Origin of the sequence: Secundilactobacillus malefermentans (assembly GCF_008033155.1) — a bacterium.
Lineage (GTDB): Bacteria > Bacillota > Bacilli > Lactobacillales > Lactobacillaceae > Secundilactobacillus > Secundilactobacillus malefermentans.
Genome location: NZ_CP042371.1, coordinates 189728 through 205940, shown reverse-complemented (window position 1 = coordinate 205940; position 16213 = coordinate 189728). Strand labels below are relative to the sequence as shown.

Here is a 16213-nt window from a genome sequence, read left to right as displayed (position 1 = left end):
GGAATTAGTTATGGTACTTAGTCCAATGGATATTCATGATAAAGAATTCTCGACAAAAATGCGGGGATATAACATAGATGAGGTCAATGACTTTCTTGATAAGGTCATTAAGGATTACCAAATTACCCTGAAAGAAAATAAAGAATTGACTGAAAATCTTGATGCAAGTCAGGAAAAACTAAAGTATTTTAACGATTTGAAAGATTCTTTAAATCAATCTATCATTGTGGCACAGGAAGCAGCTGATCGGGTTCGGGCTAATTCTCAGCGTGAAGCCGAAATCATCACCCAGGAAGCTCAAAAACAAGCATCCGATATTGTGTCTGAAGCTTCTGATAAGGCAAATGATACCTTGAATCAAGCGGCAAAGCGTGCGCAACAGCTAGCGGTTGAAACAGACGACTTAAAGAAAAGTACGCGCGTTTTCCGTCAACGATTACAAGTTATGCTTGAAAGCCAACTTGAGGTTACTAAGAGTAAAGATTGGGATGACCTCTTACAAGAAGGAGTTCCAACTTCATATAATGAGATTCGCAAATTAATGGATGATCAACTTGACAGTAGTGAGAATTCTGGCGTAGACTCAGATAAAGCTTCTGCGAGTGAAGGCGAAATTATTGATGCTGATCAACCAGTAGCAGCTGAGCAAAATCAGCAAACTGTTGTCATTTTTCCTGATGATGATACACAAGCAACTAAGGATAAAGATGAAGCAATTAAAGATTCCAATAAATAATGAGTTAATAATACATTGAAGAGAATAGTAATTATTAATAAATCCTAAAGCGAGTCGGCGAGTGGTGTAAGGTCGATAGGAAATTTATTAATGGTTAATCATCTCTGAGTGTTTAATTGAATGAAATAGATTAAACCGGTAGTTCCGTTATCACTTTTAAGAGAATACTTGTATTCTGAATTTGGGTGGTACCGCGAAGACTTCGTCCCTTGGGATGAGGTCTTTTTGTGTCCTTTGGAACGGTGAAATGAGCTAACTAATGCTAGTGGGTTCATTTCACCGTTTCAGATGATGAAACTAACGGTAAATATGAGGAGGATGTTACATGCATGTAAAAGATACTTTAAATCTTGGAAAAACCAAGTTTAAGATGCGTGGCAATTTGCCCGTGAAGGAAGTAGAGCGTCAAAAGGCGTGGGAAGATAATAACGTCTATCAATTGAGACAAAAAATTAATGAGGGAAAGCCAACCTTTATTCTTCATGATGGCCCTCCATATGCAAATGGCGATATCCATATGGGTCATGCCTTAAACAAGATTTCAAAAGACTTTATTGTTCGTTATAAGTCGATGAGTGGCTACCGAGCACCATACGTTCCTGGCTGGGATACTCATGGACTACCCATTGAGCAACAATTAACTAAAATGGGTTACGACCGTAAAAAAATGTCGACTACTGAATTCCGTCAACTTTGCCGAAAGTATGCGTTGGAACAAGTAGACCGTCAACGTGAAGAGTTTAAGCGGCTTGGTGTTGCCGGCGAATGGGACAATCCTTATTTGACATTAAAGCCAGAATTTGAAGCACAAGAAATTCGAGTATTTGGCGAAATGGCAAAGAAAGGTTTAATTTACAAGGGAAAGAAACCCGTTTTCTGGTCATGGTCTTCTGAATCAGCAATGGCTGAGGCTGAAGTGGAGTATCACGATGTAACTTCACCTTCTGCTTTTTATGGCGAAAAAGTTGTTGACGGTAAAGGAATCCTTGATAACGAGGTGACTTACTTAGTCGTTTGGACGACGACCCCTTGGACAATTCCCGCTTCAGAAGGAATTACAGTTGATGCTAATTTTGATTATTCCGTTGTTAAACATGATGAAGATGAACGTCAATTCGTGATTGCAACTGAATTGGTTTCAGAGGCAGCTGAAAAATTTGGCTGGAAGGACATTCAAACAGTCAAAACGTTGAAGGGATCTCAGTTAGATCGAGTTCTCTGTCAACATCCATTTTACCCAGAACGTAAGTTAGTCACGATGTTAGGTAATTTTGTGACGCTTGAAGCAGGAACTGGCCTTGTGCACACTGCTCCAGGATTTGGTATGGATGACTGGCAAGTTGGAATGAAGTATGGTCTAGATGTCCTTGTTCCAGTGGATGATAAAGGATTCATGACCGCAGAAGCCGGTAAAGATTTTGAAGGGGTCTTCTACGATGATGCTAATCAGATTGCACTAGATAAGCTCAAAGAACAAAATTTATTACTTGACTATATGCCATATGAACATAGTTACCCATTTGATTGGCGGACAAAGAAGCCAGTTATTTTCCGAGCTACACCTCAATGGTTTGCATCAGTTGATAAAATCAGGGATGAAATTCTTGGCGCTATCGATGATGTTGAATTCTTCCCAGGTTGGGGGAAACGTCGCCTTTATAACATGATTAAAGATCGTGGCGACTGGGTTATTTCTCGACAACGGGTTTGGGGCGTTCCGCTTCCAATTTTTTATGGCGAAGATGGGGAGGCTATTATCACCCCAGAAACAATTAATCATGTAGCTGACTTATTTGAGCAATATGGATCAGATGTTTGGTTTGATAGAGAGGCAAAGGATCTACTCCTTGATAACTTTAAATCTGATCATTCACCAAATGGAAAGTTCACTAAAGAAACCGATATTATGGATGTTTGGTTTGACTCAGGTTCATCTCATCAAGGTGTTCTTGCCGAACGAGATAATTTAGATTATCCAGCAGACCTATACCTTGAAGGATCAGACCAATACCGAGGCTGGTTTAACTCAAGTTTGATTACGAGTGTCGCCTTTTCAGGTAAAGCGCCTTATAAGAAGCTTCTTTCTCAAGGATTTACTTTAGATAGTCAGGGTCATAAAATGAGTAAATCACTTGGAAATACCATTGCACCAGCAGAAGTTATCAAACGAATGGGTGCAGAGATTATTCGCCTATGGGTTTCTTCTGTTGATTCATCTGCGGACGTTCGAGTATCGATGGATGCATTTGCAAAAATTTCGGATTCATATAAAAAGCTCCGAAACACGCTGCGTTATTTGCTCGCAAATACGTCGGACTTTGATCCAAAAACAAATGCTGTCGCAGACGATGATTTGGAATCTGCAGACAAATTTATGCTGATTAAGCTGAATGATTTTATTTCAGAAGTTGAGGCTGATTACGAGAAATTTGATTTCCTAAACATTTATAAGAAGCTGATGAACTTTGTGATTACTGACCTATCTGCATTTTACTTAGATTTTGCAAAAGATCTTTTGTATATTGATTCAGTGGACAGCCAGACTCGACGCTCAATGCAAACAGTCTTTTATAAAGTGCTTGTTTCCTTAGTCAAATTGTTAACCCCAATTCTGCCGCATACGACTGAAGAAATTTGGGAATTCTTGGATGAGTCTGAAGCGTTCGTTCAACTTTCTGAAATGCCTGAGCCTACTCATTTGTCTAACGAAGAAACCGTTAAGTCAAATTGGGAACAATTTATGAAATTGCGTGGTCACGTGCTTAAGGTGTTAGAAGAGGCACGAGATCAAAAACTCATTGGTAAGTCACTAGATGCTAGCTTGACGATTTACGCCAGTGAAGGTACTAAGAGATTATTTGACGAGTTGGATACAGATGTCCGTCAAATATTGATGGTTTCTGAACTGAACGTGAAGAATCTTGATGAAGCGCCAGCTGATGCTGAAAACTTCAACAATGAAATTTCGTTAACTGTTAAGCCGGCTCCAGGTGACGTTTGTGACCGTTGTCGATTAACTAAAACGGATGTTGGACAGGATCCAGATTACCCACATTTCTGTGAACGATGTGCGGCAATAGTCAGAGCTGATTTTCCAGAAACTGCAAAAGACGGATTCGAAGAATAAAAATGCCTAATAATTGGACTCAAGACATGGATTTCTTTGTCTTGAGTCCTTTTTCGTGACATAATGAATCAAAGATAAAGGAGTGAAGGACATGATTACAGGAGTTGTTAAAAGTTATAATGCCCAAACTGGGTTTGGCTTCATTTCAATCCCCGGAAATGACAGTCTATTTGTCCACTACACAGCGATTGAGGGAAGTGGCTACCGAGAGATTAAAGCGGGACAACACGTCAGTTGCGTCGTCGTAGATGGCCTTAAGGGACCACAAGCTGCTAAGGTGACCATCATAGACGAGAATTAGGACACCTAAATTGCAAAGAAATGGGAATACCGTTACACTAATATTACTAAGAATTTGAAGTGGAGAGTCAAAATGAATTTAGAAGAAAAAGTAATTGGAAATAAACCAATATACGATGGTGCAATTATTAATGTTGAAAAACAAACGGTCCTCTTACCTAATGGTGAAAAAGGATTTCGAGAAGTTGTTCATCATTCAGGGGCCGTTGGTGTTCTAGCAATCACAGACGATAATAAAATTATTTTGGTCAGGCAGTGGCGCGCACCAATCAGCAAGGAAACGCTGGAGATTCCTGCTGGAAAACTTGATGAACGAGATAATAATGATGCTGAACATGCTACCATTCGTGAGCTGAATGAAGAAATTAGGGTGAAACCTGGTAACTTGAAGTTGATTACGCATTTTTATTCCTCTGTTGGTTTTTCAGATGAAAAAATGATGCTATATTGGGCTTCAAATCTGACACCCGTTTCAAATGAACTTCCTAGAGATGATGGCGAAATCTTAAAGTTGGAATCTTACTCATTGGATGAGGCGCAAGACCTTATCAAACAAGGTAAGATTGAAGATGCTAAAACGATTATGGCAATTTGGTACTTTGCATTGTCACAAAAGTAGGTGAAGGTGTTGGCTGAACAACATGATGATAAATCTGGTTTAACGAGGGCTCAGTACCGAAAACAACAAGAAAAAGAAAGTGAAAGTTTTCAAGAACGAGATCGAAAGAGAATTCAAGTCGAAAAAGAATATGCGAGAACGCATCGAGATGACCCTACTAGTGAATCATTTCGTGCCCATCAGGAACTGACTGAAACGAAAGTGGCAAGGCTCAAGCATCGACTAAATTGGCTGATATTCTATTTAATTCTTGGAATTATCATAGTTTTTTTAATTTTATTTTTTGTAGATTAGTGAGGGATAATAATGAAATATGGTGTGATTTGTGCAATGGATGAAGAGATTAAGTCTCTTCGCGACGCACTTCAAAACGAAAAAATTACTAAAGTAAGAGATATTGAATTTTATGCGGGAACAATCAGTAACCAAGAGGTTGTGCTTGTTCGTTCAGGAATTGGGAAAGTGGAAGCGGGAATTACAACCGCGCTTTTGATTATCAACTTTGATGTTGATTTAATTATTAATTCTGGCTCTGCTGGTGGTATTGGTGAAGGATTAAGTATTGGTGATATTGTGGTATCTACTGAAACTGCCTATCATGATGCAGATGCACGAGCATTTGACTATGTATATGGTCAATTACCTGGGCAACCAGCTCGTTTTGAAGCCTCAAAAGAATGGGGTAACAAAATGATTGAAGCTGCTAAGGAAACTGGCTTAAATACGAAATTAGGGTTGGTTGTGTCGGGTGACCAATTTGTTGCTGGAAAAGCAGCTATTGATAAAATCCTAGGATACTTCCCTGATGCACTTTCCAGTGAAATGGAAGGGGCTGCGGTCGGACAAGTTGCTCATGATTTTGATGTACCATATCTGGTTGTAAGAGCAATGTCAGATGTTGGTGATGAAGAAGCAGGGGTTAATTTTGATGATTTCATCATTGAAGCAGGTAAGAGATCCGCAAAAATGCTGTTAGCACTTTTTGCAGATGAGGAAAAATAAAAATATTAAAAAATATTAGATGGAGGAATCGGTTTGAAGGAAATATATTTAGATAATGCTGCGACAACTCCCATTTCTGATGCGGTATTAACTGAAATGACTGATAAATTACAGAATGTTTATGGAAATGCCTCTACTTTGTATGGTTTGGGGAGAGAGTCCCATACTGTTTTGGAGCGGAGCCGGCACATCATTGCGCAAAGCATTAATGCGACTGATGATGAAATTGTGTTTACAAGTGGTGGAACTGAAAGTGATAATACTGCCATTATTCAAACGGCGCTTACCAGAAAAAATTTAGGGAAGCACATTATTACAACTGCGGTTGAGCATGAAGCCATTTTGCAACCACTCTTATATTTGGAAAGCCTTGGGTATGAGGTTACCTATTTGCCCGTAGATGAAACTGGCCACATTTCTTTAGAGGACTTTAAGCAGGCTTTGCGGGATGATACGATTTTAGTCTCAATCATGACTGGTAATAATGAAGTTGGGTCAGTGATGCCGATTCATGAAATTGGCGAAATTCTAAAAGATCATCAAGCCTGGTTTCATACAGATGCAGTACAGGCTTATGGTCTACTAGATATCGATGTTAATCGAGATAATATCGACTTACTCTCAACTTCTGCCCATAAAATCAACGGGCCCAAGATGGTTGGGTTCCTTTATAAAAGAGAGGGAATAAACTTTCCAAGCTTTTTAAAGGGTGGCCAACAAGAAGAGAAACGGCGTGCCGGTACAGAGAACGTTCCCGGAATCGCGGGCTTTGCGAAAGCAGTTGAAGAAATCACGCCCGAGGAAAAAGCAGCCAGACAAATTAAATATTTTGAATTTAAACAGCAGATTGTTGAAGGGTTAACTAAAAATAACGTTGATTTTGCAGTCAATGGAGACCTAGAAAAGAACGAGCTTCAACATGTTCTAAATATTTGGATCAAGGGAGTTTCTACCTATGTTATTCAGACAAACTTAGATTTGGCAGGAATTGCCATTTCTGGTGGTTCTGCATGTACTGCAGGATCCATTGAACCATCGCACGTTCTGACAGCAATGTATGGTCAAGATAGCCCAAGAATTTCGGAATCAATTCGAATCAGTTTTGGAAAAAATACAACCACTGATGAAATTAACCAGTTGATTAATAGCATCACTCAAATCGTCAATCGACTAAAAAAACGAAGCGAGGTTAATTAAAATGGCATTTACAACTGAAGTAACTGATTTAGGTGACAACAAAGTTTATCGATTAAGTGACAATATTAAAAAATATACCCTTAAAGATGTTGGTTTTGTAGAGAGTAAGGCGGGTAACTTTGTTTTGGAGCGGTCTTTAGATCCTGAGTCCCCATACCAAAAAAGCGTTAAGCTCAAAATGATGGTTTCAAAGGATCTTGGCAGCTTTAAATTAGCAACGGTCACTGCGAATGGACTTCAAAATATTAATATTTTTAAAAACGAGACTCATGAGAAATTAGTTGAACAATTTAATCACTTAATAGAAGTTCTTGAAGAGCGAGAAGTGGTACAGGTTCAAAAATAATAATTGACACGCCAGGCTTGCAATACTTGTCATAATTAACTACACTAGGTATTACTGGATTTTGCGACCTTCAAATCGTAGATTCTCCAGAATCTAAATGAATGATGGTGATTTAAATGCAAGACAACAGCAATACTCGTGTCGTTGTCGGCATGAGTGGCGGAGTTGATTCTTCGGTTGTTGCTTTGAGACTAAAGCAGCAAGGCTATGACGTTGTAGGAGTTTTCATGAAGAACTGGGATGACACTGACGAAAACGGTGTCTGTACAGCGACTGAGGACTACAAGGACGTTGCCAAAGTAGCCGCAAATATCGGGATTCCTTATTATTCCGTTAACTTTGAGAAGGAGTATTGGGACCGAGTTTTCACATACTTCCTCGATGAGTATAAGAAGGGAAGAACGCCTAATCCTGATGTAATCTGTAATAAAGAGATTAAGTTCAAGGCCTTTTTGGATTACGCACTTGATCTTGGTGCAGACTATGTTGCAACTGGCCACTATGCTCAGCTTTCTCGTGATGAGAACGGTCACATGCACCTAATGCGTTCAGTTGATCAGAATAAGGATCAGACGTACTTCTTGAGCCAGCTATCTACTGAGCAGTTAGACCGAGTTATGTTTCCAATTGGGGACATTACAAAGCCTGAGGTTCGAGCAATGGCAAAAGAGGCAGGATTGGCTACTGCTGAGAAGAAGGATTCAGTTGGAATTTGCTTTATTGGCGAAAAGAATTTCAAGTCATTTCTTGGCCATTATTTACCCGCAACACCGGGTAAAATGATGACGGTTGACGGCGAGGTTAAGGGTGATCATGCAGGACTAATGTATTATACAATTGGTCAGCGTCGTGGCCTTGGCATTGGCGGAGATGGTGAGGATAATGAGCCATGGTTTGTTATTGGCAAAGACTTGACGAAGAATATCTTGTATGTTGGCAAGGGTTATCATAATGAGCATTTATATGCGACGCACCTTGATGCATCAGATATCCATTGGGTTAATTCAATCGACCGTGGTAATGAGTTCCATTGCACCGCTAAATTTAGATATCGTCAGAAAGATACCGGCGTTACGGTAAAGATTAGCGATGATGGTCAGAAGGTTACTGTTGTATTTGATGACCCAGTTCGGGCAATTACACCAGGGCAGGCTGTTGTATTTTACGATGGCGCTGAGTGCTTGGGTAGTGCAATCATTGATGCAGCTTATAACCCAGTACGTCAATTACAATACGTTTAATTTTAATAATGAAGGGATGTCCTATAATGGGGACATCCTTTTTTGAATTTAGGGGCCGAAACTGGCATAATAAAAGCAATGTCAATTTTGTGAATGAGGGAATCAATTTGAAAATATTTTTTGTAAGACATGGTAAAACTAAGTGGAATTTAGAATCAAGATACCAAGGATCTGGCGGCGATTCGCCACTATTACCCGAAAGTTACACAGCAATGAAACAAGCTGGTGATTATTTAAGTCAGTTTAACTTTTCACATGTTTATGCTAGTCCTATTAAACGGGCAAGGGTGACTGCTCAGAACATTATTTCTCAGTTTGATTATGCAGTTCCCCTTACTTTGCTGAGCCGATTGACTGAATTTAACCTTGGCAAAATGGAAGGGCAAAAATTTGTAGATGTGCAACATCAATTTCCAGAAGAGTTCGAAGCATTTAGAAGTCATCCAGAAGCATATAAGGCTAATATAATTGGTGGTGAAAGCTTTTCGGATGTGATCAATCGAATGACACCCGCAATTCGACTGATATCTCAGCACTTTGATGCGCCAACTGATAATGTACTAGTTGTGAGTCATGGCGCTGCCTTAAATGCTGAAATTAATGCGCTTCTTGGCATTCCACCTGCAAATTTGCGAGATCGAGGTGGGTTGGCAAATACGTCAACGACCATTTTAGAAACCAATGACGGTGGTCAAAACTTTATTCTCAATAAGTGGAATGATACAGAATATTTAACGGGCGCATTAGATCAAACAAGTACGATTTAGGAGAAGCACAATGACAGATAAAAAAGTGAATCGAAAAGATGAAAAAAAACAAACCGAGGAGCTTCTGAAGAAATTAGTGGCAAAGGTTGATGCTAATCCAGCCGATTACCACGCTTATTATAATTTAGGAGCCATGTTGACTCAGGTAAAGAGCTATGCGCAAGCAGAAGAACTATTCTTAAAAGCACAAGGATTATTAAAGAATCAAACTCGCGAAGCGACCGATGAATTAACCTATGGATTGGCCAACGTTTACTATGAATCTGGGAAATTTGATCAAGCAATCCATGAATTTACTAAAATTAAATCAGATAAATTACAAAAAGACACGTATTTAATGATTAGTCAGTGCTATATTGGCTTAGGAAATCATAAACAGGCACTTGCCTATGCCTTAACAGCCCAGAATTTGGCTAAACAAGATTCGAGTGCTAATAGACTGGTTGCTGAAAATCTCTTAGCATTAGGTAACTTTGATGAGGCAGCGCAATACTTTGATATTATTTTAGAAAATGATCCTGAGGATGGTGCAGCAAACTTTGACCGTGGGCTATTAGCGATGGTCTTATCACAGCCGTTCGATGACTATTTTAAAAAGGCGAAGAAGAATGATCCAACTTATTTTAAAAAGCAACAAAACAAGTTGGTAGGAATTGAAGAATTAATTAAGGCTCGAAAAAATTAGTTACTACTTAACAAGAAGGAAGCGATAGTGGAAAATGGCAGAATCCATGAATTTATTTGATGACCAAAATAAAACCGACCAACAGTCCAATTTTGTGGTGGGAAATGTCTCTGCCATTTTTTTTACGAGTCCTGATAGTTTTTATAAAGTGTTACTTGTAAAAATTTCAGAAACTAGTTTGGACTGGCATGAAGACGAGATTGTTGTCATAGGCAATTTTGCGGAAATAAGCGAAGAAACGACCTATCGATTTGTTGGTAAAAAGGTGTCGCATCCTAAATATGGCACTCAATTTCAAGCTGATAATTATGAAAATGAGACGCCTACTTCGAAAACGGGGATTATTAGTTATTTGTCTGGCGATGATTTTCCTGGCTTGGGGAAAAAGACGGCAGAACGAATTGTTGATTTGCTGGGATTACAAGCAATTGATAAAATAATTGGCGATCCAGAATGTTTAGCACCATTAAATCTGAAGCCAAAAGTTAGAGAAGTTTTAATAGAAAATCTAACAGCAAATAACGGAATGGATCAAATTGTTATTGGGCTGAATAGCTATGGGTTTGGTAGTCAATTAACCGCCAAAATATTTGAGAAATACCGCGGTGAAACGCTCGATGTGCTTAAAGAAAACCCATATCAACTTGTTGAAGATATTGTTGGAATCAATTTCAAACGTGCAGATCGGGTTGCAAACCAAATTGGAATTAAGAATGATGATCCAAAACGAGTGAGAGCAGCACTTTTACAAACGATTGAAGATCTTTCAATGCAGGATGGTGACGTTTATACAACTGCAAAGCCATTAATGCAGACGGCCTTACAGTTATTGGAAGATAGTCGACAAACAGAAATAAACCCACAGTTATTGGCTGAACAATTGGTTAGTTTAGCTAAGGAACAAAAGGTTGTTGGGGATCATGATCGAATCTATTTGAAGCAATTGTATGATGCCGAGTGGCAGATTGCTGAGCATTTAAATCGATTACTTAAAGATGAAGCTTTAGAGCCACTTGAAGATTCGCAAATTGAAAAGCAACTTCGAATCGTTGGAAAACAGTTGGGAATTACCTATGATGATTCCCAAAAAGGTGCTTTAACTGCAGCAATAAATTCCCGGGTCTTTTTACTTACAGGTGGACCAGGAACTGGTAAAACGACCATCATTAATGGGTTGGTTAATTTATATGGCAGAGTGCATAATCTATCGCTTGATATCAATGAATATAAAGATAAGCCATTTCCTGTTTTATTGGCTGCCCCCACTGGGCGAGCTGCCAAACGAATGAGTGAAACAACAGGATTACCCGCAAGTACGATTCATCGCTTATTGGGCCTGACTGGACGTGAACAGAATCCAGATGTGGAAACAAATGAACTTGAGGGTGGCCTCCTGATAGTTGATGAAATGTCGATGGTGGATGAATTTCTATTTCAAAGTCTTTTAAAGGCAATTCCCAGTCGTATGCAAGTTGTTTTGGTCGGGGATAAAGATCAATTGCCATCGGTTGGACCGGGCCAAGTTTTTCATGATTTATTGGCAAGCGGCGAGATAAATAAGATTGAACTTACAACCATTTATCGTCAGGGGGATGGTTCCTCCATCATTCCACTGGCCCACAGCATCAAAGAGGGGAAATTGCCGAGTGATTTTACAGTCAACCAGGCAGACCGCTCCTTTATTCCATGTGGAGCGGGTCAGATTGACTCGGTCATTAGCCAGATTGTATCGAAAGCTAAGGTGAAGGGATTTGATACCTCAGATATTCAGGTTTTGGCACCAATGTATCGGGGTGTTGCTGGAATTGATCGTCTAAATGAAACAATTCAAGAGATAATGAATCCGCACAAAAATTCACAACAAAAAGAAGTTGAGTTTCGAGGCCAAAAGTTTCGAATTGGGGACAAAGTTCTTCACCTTGTCAATAGTCCCGAAAATAACGTTTTTAACGGGGATATTGGGATTATTGTTGGAATAGATCTGGCCAGCGATAAAGCAAATGAATCTAAATCCGATCAGATTACCATTGCATTTGACCAAACTGAAGTCACCTATGGGAGAAATGATTGGATTAGAATTACGTTGGCATATTGCACGTCAATTCATAAATCTCAAGGGTCAGAATTTAAAATGGTGATTCTGCCAATGGTGCCCCAATATGCTAGGATGTTACAAAGAAACCTGCTTTATACGGCAGTTACCCGTGCCGAAAAAATGTTAATTTTACTCGGAGACACTGACTCGTTTAGAAGATGTGTTGAAAATCAATCAGTTAATCGGAAAACAACGCTAAAGGAACGCCTACAGTCAGTCATTGATGATCAGCCAAAGGAAAGTGTCGAAACCGAAAAAAAGGGTGAGATGGAAGAAACACCTAGTGAAAACATTTCTGAAGCATCAGCAGATACCAAGGTCGTGCATGATACAAGACTAAGTGAAGAAATGATTCTTTCCGGTAAAATTGATCCGATGATTGGCATGAATGGAATTTCACCACAAGAATTTATGCCAAAACGGGCTTAAATGACTTGCACAAGCGACTAATACTTGCGATAATCAAATTAGAAAATAGATGGAGGCACGTTATGGCGGACAAAGTCGGTAAGGGAACGTTAAAATTATTTGCGTTGAATTCTAACCAACCATTAGCAGAAAAAATTGCTAAGTCAGCGGGAGTTGAATTAGGAAAAGCATCAGTCAAACATTTTAGTGATGGTGAAATTCAAATTAACATTGAAGAAAGCGTCCGTGGGGATGATGTTTTCTTAATCCAATCAGTCTCAAATCCAGTTAATTCAATGCTGATGGAATTAATGATTATGATTGATGCAGTGAGAAGAGCTAGCGCTAACTCAATCAATGTCGTTATTCCTTATTATGGATACTCGCGTGCTGATCGAAAGGCGAGATCACGAGAACCAATTACTGCAAAATTAATTGCATCTATGTTGGAGATGGACGGTGTTGATCGAATGGTCACACTAGATTTGCATGCAGCACAACTCCAAGGTTTCTTTGACATTCCAATGGACCATTTGCAAGGGGCACCGCTTTTGGCAAGGTACTTTGTTGAAAATAAGTTGGATGACGATCTTGTTATTGTGTCACCAGATCATGCCGGCGTATCGAATGCTAGAAAATTAGCTGAACTGTTGCACTCACCAATTGCGATTATTGACAACCGAGACGATAATGAATCTACTACGTCTCCTGATGCCGTTATTGGTTCTGTTAAAGGCAAACGAGCTATTTTAATTGATGATATCATCGATACTGGGGTTCGGATTGCAAACTCAGCTAAAACGTTGGAACGTGCAGGTGCTACAGAAGTATTTGCCGTTGCAACTCACGCTGTTTTTAGTGGAAACGCAGTTGAAGAATTAAACAACTCACCTTTAAAGAAAGTTGTTTTTACTGATTCAATTAAGTTACCTGAAGAAAAACAAAGTGATAAATTTGTTGTGGTATCAGTAGGCAACTTGATGGGCAAAGCAATTCAACGAATTTATAATGAAGAAAGTGTTGGGGCGTTGATTCGCGCTGAAAAGGAAGCTTTCCTTAAATAGGTTAATCTAAGAAGCGGTGAACGCTTTTTTTTTATGCAGAAATGTATGCGCTTTCGTGATAAACTCAGTTTAAGCAACTTGGTATGGAGATGATATTTATGGATTTTAGAACAGGTTTAGAAATGGCAAAGTTGGTCAGAAATGGTAATGTTTCAAGTCGCGAGCTAATATTGGACGCTTATCAACGGATAGCTGCGCAAAATAAGAACTTAAATGCGGTCGTGACCCTGAGAAAGGAAAAGGCCATTTTTGAAAGTGACCATTTGACGGATACTGGCCAGCCGTTTTATGGCGTTCCTTTATTAATTAAGGGACTAGGTCAGTCCCTTGCGGGGGAACCAAGTACAGCTGGTTCAGTTTTATTGAAGGATCAGATTGCTGCTCAAACAAATTTTTTCGTGCAAGCCTTACAACGTGCTGGATTTATCATTATCGGTCAAACGAATGTGCCTGAATTTGGATTTAAAAATATTACTGATTCGGAGCTTTACGGAAATGCGCATAATCCATGGAATTTGGATTATCAACCTGGAGGGTCGAGTGGCGGAGCAGCAGCCAGTGTTGCGGCCGGGTTTGTACCAATTGCCGCCGGAAGTGATGGTGGTGGATCAATTAGAATTCCGGCCTCTTTTTCCGGGTTAATTGGCTTAAAACCAACTCGGGGTAGGGTTCCGGTTGGGCCGGCAGATTGGCGTTCATGGCAGGGGGCTGCCATTGATTTTGGCCTGACGAGAGATATGGATGATACGGCAGCACTGTTAGACAGCTTACAGACTCTCCAGTCAGCAGCAGTTTTTCAAGTTCCGCCATATCAGCCAGGATTTTTGCAGACTATCGATGAGCCTTTACCAAAGTTAAAGATCGCGATTAGTGTTGAGTCACCAGTTGGAACTCCCGTATCCGAAGAAGCAAAAAAAGCCGTTCATGAAGTTGCAGACGTTCTAGAAAAACTCGGTCATGAAGTCGTTAATGCGACACCAACTTTAAATGGAATAGAACTTATGGAGACTTATTACGCAATGAATGCTGGTGAGACAAACGCCATGTTTGATGATTTAAAAGTCGCATTTGGACGAGAAATTCAGCAGTCTGAGGTGGAGCCGTTAACATGGGCACTGGGGGAAACTGGAAAACACATTACCGCTGCTCAATACAGTGAAGCTTTGGGAAAGTGGGATCATGCAGGTTACGTCATGGATCAGTTTTTGAACGATTATGATTTCCTGCTGACGCCAACAACTGCTTGGCCTGCACCTAAAGTTGGTGATCCTTTAATTAGTCCTGAAAATCAGCAAAAGTTGACGCAAATTTCTCAATTTAGTCCAAAAGCACAACAACAACTCATCTATGATCAATGGTTACCAGCTTTGACTCGGTCACCATTTACACAGCAGGCAAATCTAACGGGGCAACCAGCAATTAGCTTACCAACCCATGTTACTGACGAAGGCTTACCCTTAGGAGTTCAATTTCTAGCAAAGAAAGGGAATGAAAGTGGCCTCCTAAAAATTGGGAAATTGCTTGAAAACGAGGGTATCTTTAAGCTTAAATCGATGTAAGAAGCATTCATATTATCAAGAAATGTTTTCAATTTTGATATTTTGAAATTATCTTGCAAATCCGAATATGAAATTTAAAAAACTATGAAAGCGCTAACATATATGTGATACAATGAGACTGATATGTATTAGGTAATATTGGAGGCGGAAGTATGAATTTCGAAGATTTACTGACAGAACAGCGCAACCGTCATTCAACCCACATCGATGAGGTAGGGACCCTTGAGATGACTGACATTATGAATCGCGAAGATCAGCGGGTTGGGCGTGCAGTCCAAAAGCAACTTCCAAACGTCGCAAAGGCAATTGACCTAGCAGTGGAAAAATTCAATTCTGGTGGTCGTCTTATCTATATTGGTGCTGGTACATCAGGACGGTTGGGCGTCATTGATGCAACTGAGCTTAAGCCAACGTATGGCCTAGCCGATGAAGAAGCGTTTGGAATAGTAGCTGGTGGGCTAAGTGCCATGTCTAAGACAATCGATGGTGCTGAAGATTCAAGCAAACAGGGTAGCGAAGATCTCAAAGCAGTTAATCTTACCGAAAAAGATATCGTCATTGGGATTACAGCAAGTGGGAATACGCCTTATACAAATGGCGCACTTGCGTATGCAGCAGAGGTAGGCTCGTTAAGAATTGGGATTACTTGTGTGGCAGATAGCCCGCTTGAGCAAGTTTCTTCCGTCGTTATTTGTCCAATTGTGGGACCAGAAGTAATTACTGGTGCCACTTTGATGAAAGCCGGGACGGCACAAAAAATGATTTTAAATATGCTTTCAACTGGAATTATGATCAAATCAGGGAAGGTTTACCAAAATTTGATGATTAATGTAGTTCCTACGAACGCTAAGACAATGCAACGAGCAAAGAGAATTATTGCAGCAGCAACTGAAACTTCCACTTTAGCAGCCGAAAGAGCGTTATCAAGAACTCATAACAATGTTCCATTAGCCATTGTGCTGATTGAAACTAAGGGAACGATTGAAGAAGCTAAACGTTTATTAGATGCTGCTGATGGACATATCAGTCGAGCGGTTAACTTAAGCGATAATGTAAAATAGTTTCCT

At 39.8% G+C, this 16213-nt stretch carries 15 protein-coding genes and 1 other annotated feature; all 15 genes read left to right on the top strand.

Features of this window, described 5'->3' with window-relative positions; genetic code table 11:
- Nucleotides 1–10 precede the first annotated feature (10 nt).
- The 15 genes from FGL90_RS01005 to murQ all read left to right on the top strand — a co-directional run bounded on the left by FGL90_RS01005 (nucleotide 11) and on the right by murQ (nucleotide 16207).
- A complete protein-coding gene (locus FGL90_RS01005; protein ID WP_010620109.1) occupies nucleotides 11–736 on the top strand; it encodes a DivIVA domain-containing protein in 726 nt (241 codons plus the stop codon).
- Between the two features lie 6 nt (nucleotides 737–742).
- Nucleotides 743–949, top strand: a binding site (T-box leader).
- Nucleotides 950–1061: 112 nt separating this feature from the next.
- Entirely contained in the window at nucleotides 1062–3863 is a 2802-nt protein-coding gene (gene ileS / locus FGL90_RS01000; RefSeq protein ID WP_147656522.1) for an isoleucine--tRNA ligase, read from the top strand.
- Between the two features lie 91 nt (nucleotides 3864–3954).
- Nucleotides 3955–4164: a cold-shock protein gene (locus FGL90_RS00995; RefSeq protein WP_010620107.1), complete on the top strand. Its 210-nt coding sequence runs from the start codon at nucleotides 3955–3957 to the stop codon at nucleotides 4162–4164.
- 72 nt (nucleotides 4165–4236) lie between these two features.
- On the top strand, nucleotides 4237–4782 hold the full coding sequence (locus FGL90_RS00990) for an NUDIX hydrolase (RefSeq protein WP_010620106.1): 546 nt from the start codon (nucleotides 4237–4239) through the stop codon (nucleotides 4780–4782).
- Nucleotides 4783–4791: 9 nt separating this feature from the next.
- Nucleotides 4792–5076 (top strand): hypothetical protein, encoded by a 285-nt coding sequence (locus tag FGL90_RS00985; protein WP_225423042.1) that lies wholly within the window; start codon nucleotides 4792–4794, stop codon nucleotides 5074–5076.
- A gap of 12 nt (nucleotides 5077–5088) precedes the next feature.
- On the top strand, nucleotides 5089–5784 hold the full coding sequence (locus tag FGL90_RS00980) for a 5'-methylthioadenosine/adenosylhomocysteine nucleosidase (RefSeq protein ID WP_010620104.1): 696 nt from the start codon (nucleotides 5089–5091) through the stop codon (nucleotides 5782–5784).
- Nucleotides 5785–5817: 33 nt separating this feature from the next.
- A complete protein-coding gene (locus FGL90_RS00975; RefSeq protein ID WP_147656518.1) occupies nucleotides 5818–6981 on the top strand; it encodes a cysteine desulfurase family protein in 1164 nt (387 codons plus the stop codon).
- A gap of 1 nt (nucleotide 6982) precedes the next feature.
- Nucleotides 6983–7327: a DUF1831 domain-containing protein gene (locus FGL90_RS00970; RefSeq protein WP_010620102.1), complete on the top strand. Its 345-nt coding sequence runs from the start codon at nucleotides 6983–6985 to the stop codon at nucleotides 7325–7327.
- Nucleotides 7328–7443: 116 nt separating this feature from the next.
- Entirely contained in the window at nucleotides 7444–8568 is a 1125-nt protein-coding gene (gene mnmA, locus FGL90_RS00965; RefSeq protein WP_010620101.1) for a tRNA 2-thiouridine(34) synthase MnmA, read from the top strand.
- A gap of 107 nt (nucleotides 8569–8675) precedes the next feature.
- The gene (locus tag FGL90_RS00960) at nucleotides 8676–9335 is read left to right on the top strand and encodes a histidine phosphatase family protein (RefSeq protein WP_147656516.1); all 660 of its coding nucleotides are present in this window, start codon (nucleotides 8676–8678) and stop codon (nucleotides 9333–9335) included.
- Nucleotides 9336–9345: 10 nt separating this feature from the next.
- Nucleotides 9346–10020: a tetratricopeptide repeat protein gene (locus FGL90_RS00955; RefSeq protein ID WP_010620099.1), complete on the top strand. Its 675-nt coding sequence runs from the start codon at nucleotides 9346–9348 to the stop codon at nucleotides 10018–10020.
- Between the two features lie 34 nt (nucleotides 10021–10054).
- Complete coding sequence (gene recD2, locus FGL90_RS00950) at nucleotides 10055–12544, top strand: SF1B family DNA helicase RecD2 (RefSeq protein WP_010620098.1); 2490 nt, start codon at nucleotides 10055–10057, stop codon at nucleotides 12542–12544.
- A 62-nt stretch (nucleotides 12545–12606) separates the two neighbouring features.
- Nucleotides 12607–13587 carry a ribose-phosphate diphosphokinase gene (locus FGL90_RS00945; protein WP_010620097.1) on the top strand — a complete coding sequence of 327 codons (981 nt, stop codon included), beginning with the start codon at nucleotides 12607–12609 and terminating at the stop codon, nucleotides 13585–13587.
- A 98-nt stretch (nucleotides 13588–13685) separates the two neighbouring features.
- Nucleotides 13686–15146, top strand: coding sequence for an amidase (locus FGL90_RS00940; RefSeq protein WP_010620096.1), 1461 nt, complete (start codon nucleotides 13686–13688; stop codon nucleotides 15144–15146).
- Between the two features lie 152 nt (nucleotides 15147–15298).
- Nucleotides 15299–16207, top strand: coding sequence for an N-acetylmuramic acid 6-phosphate etherase (gene murQ / locus FGL90_RS00935; protein WP_010620095.1), 909 nt, complete (start codon nucleotides 15299–15301; stop codon nucleotides 16205–16207).
- Nucleotides 16208–16213: the final 6 nt, after the last annotated feature.

Coding starts and splice junctions, on each gene's coding strand:
- FGL90_RS01005 (WP_010620109.1), top strand. CDS start 11: ATGGTACTTAGTCCAATGGATATTCATGATAAAGAATTCTCGACAAAA.
- ileS (WP_147656522.1), top strand. CDS start 1,062: ATGCATGTAAAAGATACTTTAAATCTTGGAAAAACCAAGTTTAAGATG.
- FGL90_RS00995 (WP_010620107.1), top strand. CDS start 3,955: ATGATTACAGGAGTTGTTAAAAGTTATAATGCCCAAACTGGGTTTGGC.
- FGL90_RS00990 (WP_010620106.1), top strand. CDS start 4,237: ATGAATTTAGAAGAAAAAGTAATTGGAAATAAACCAATATACGATGGT.
- FGL90_RS00980 (WP_010620104.1), top strand. CDS start 5,089: ATGAAATATGGTGTGATTTGTGCAATGGATGAAGAGATTAAGTCTCTT.
- FGL90_RS00970 (WP_010620102.1), top strand. CDS start 6,983: ATGGCATTTACAACTGAAGTAACTGATTTAGGTGACAACAAAGTTTAT.
- mnmA (WP_010620101.1), top strand. CDS start 7,444: ATGCAAGACAACAGCAATACTCGTGTCGTTGTCGGCATGAGTGGCGGA.
- FGL90_RS00955 (WP_010620099.1), top strand. CDS start 9,346: ATGACAGATAAAAAAGTGAATCGAAAAGATGAAAAAAAACAAACCGAG.
- recD2 (WP_010620098.1), top strand. CDS start 10,055: ATGGCAGAATCCATGAATTTATTTGATGACCAAAATAAAACCGACCAA.
- FGL90_RS00945 (WP_010620097.1), top strand. CDS start 12,607: ATGGCGGACAAAGTCGGTAAGGGAACGTTAAAATTATTTGCGTTGAAT.
- FGL90_RS00940 (WP_010620096.1), top strand. CDS start 13,686: ATGGATTTTAGAACAGGTTTAGAAATGGCAAAGTTGGTCAGAAATGGT.
- murQ (WP_010620095.1), top strand. CDS start 15,299: ATGAATTTCGAAGATTTACTGACAGAACAGCGCAACCGTCATTCAACC.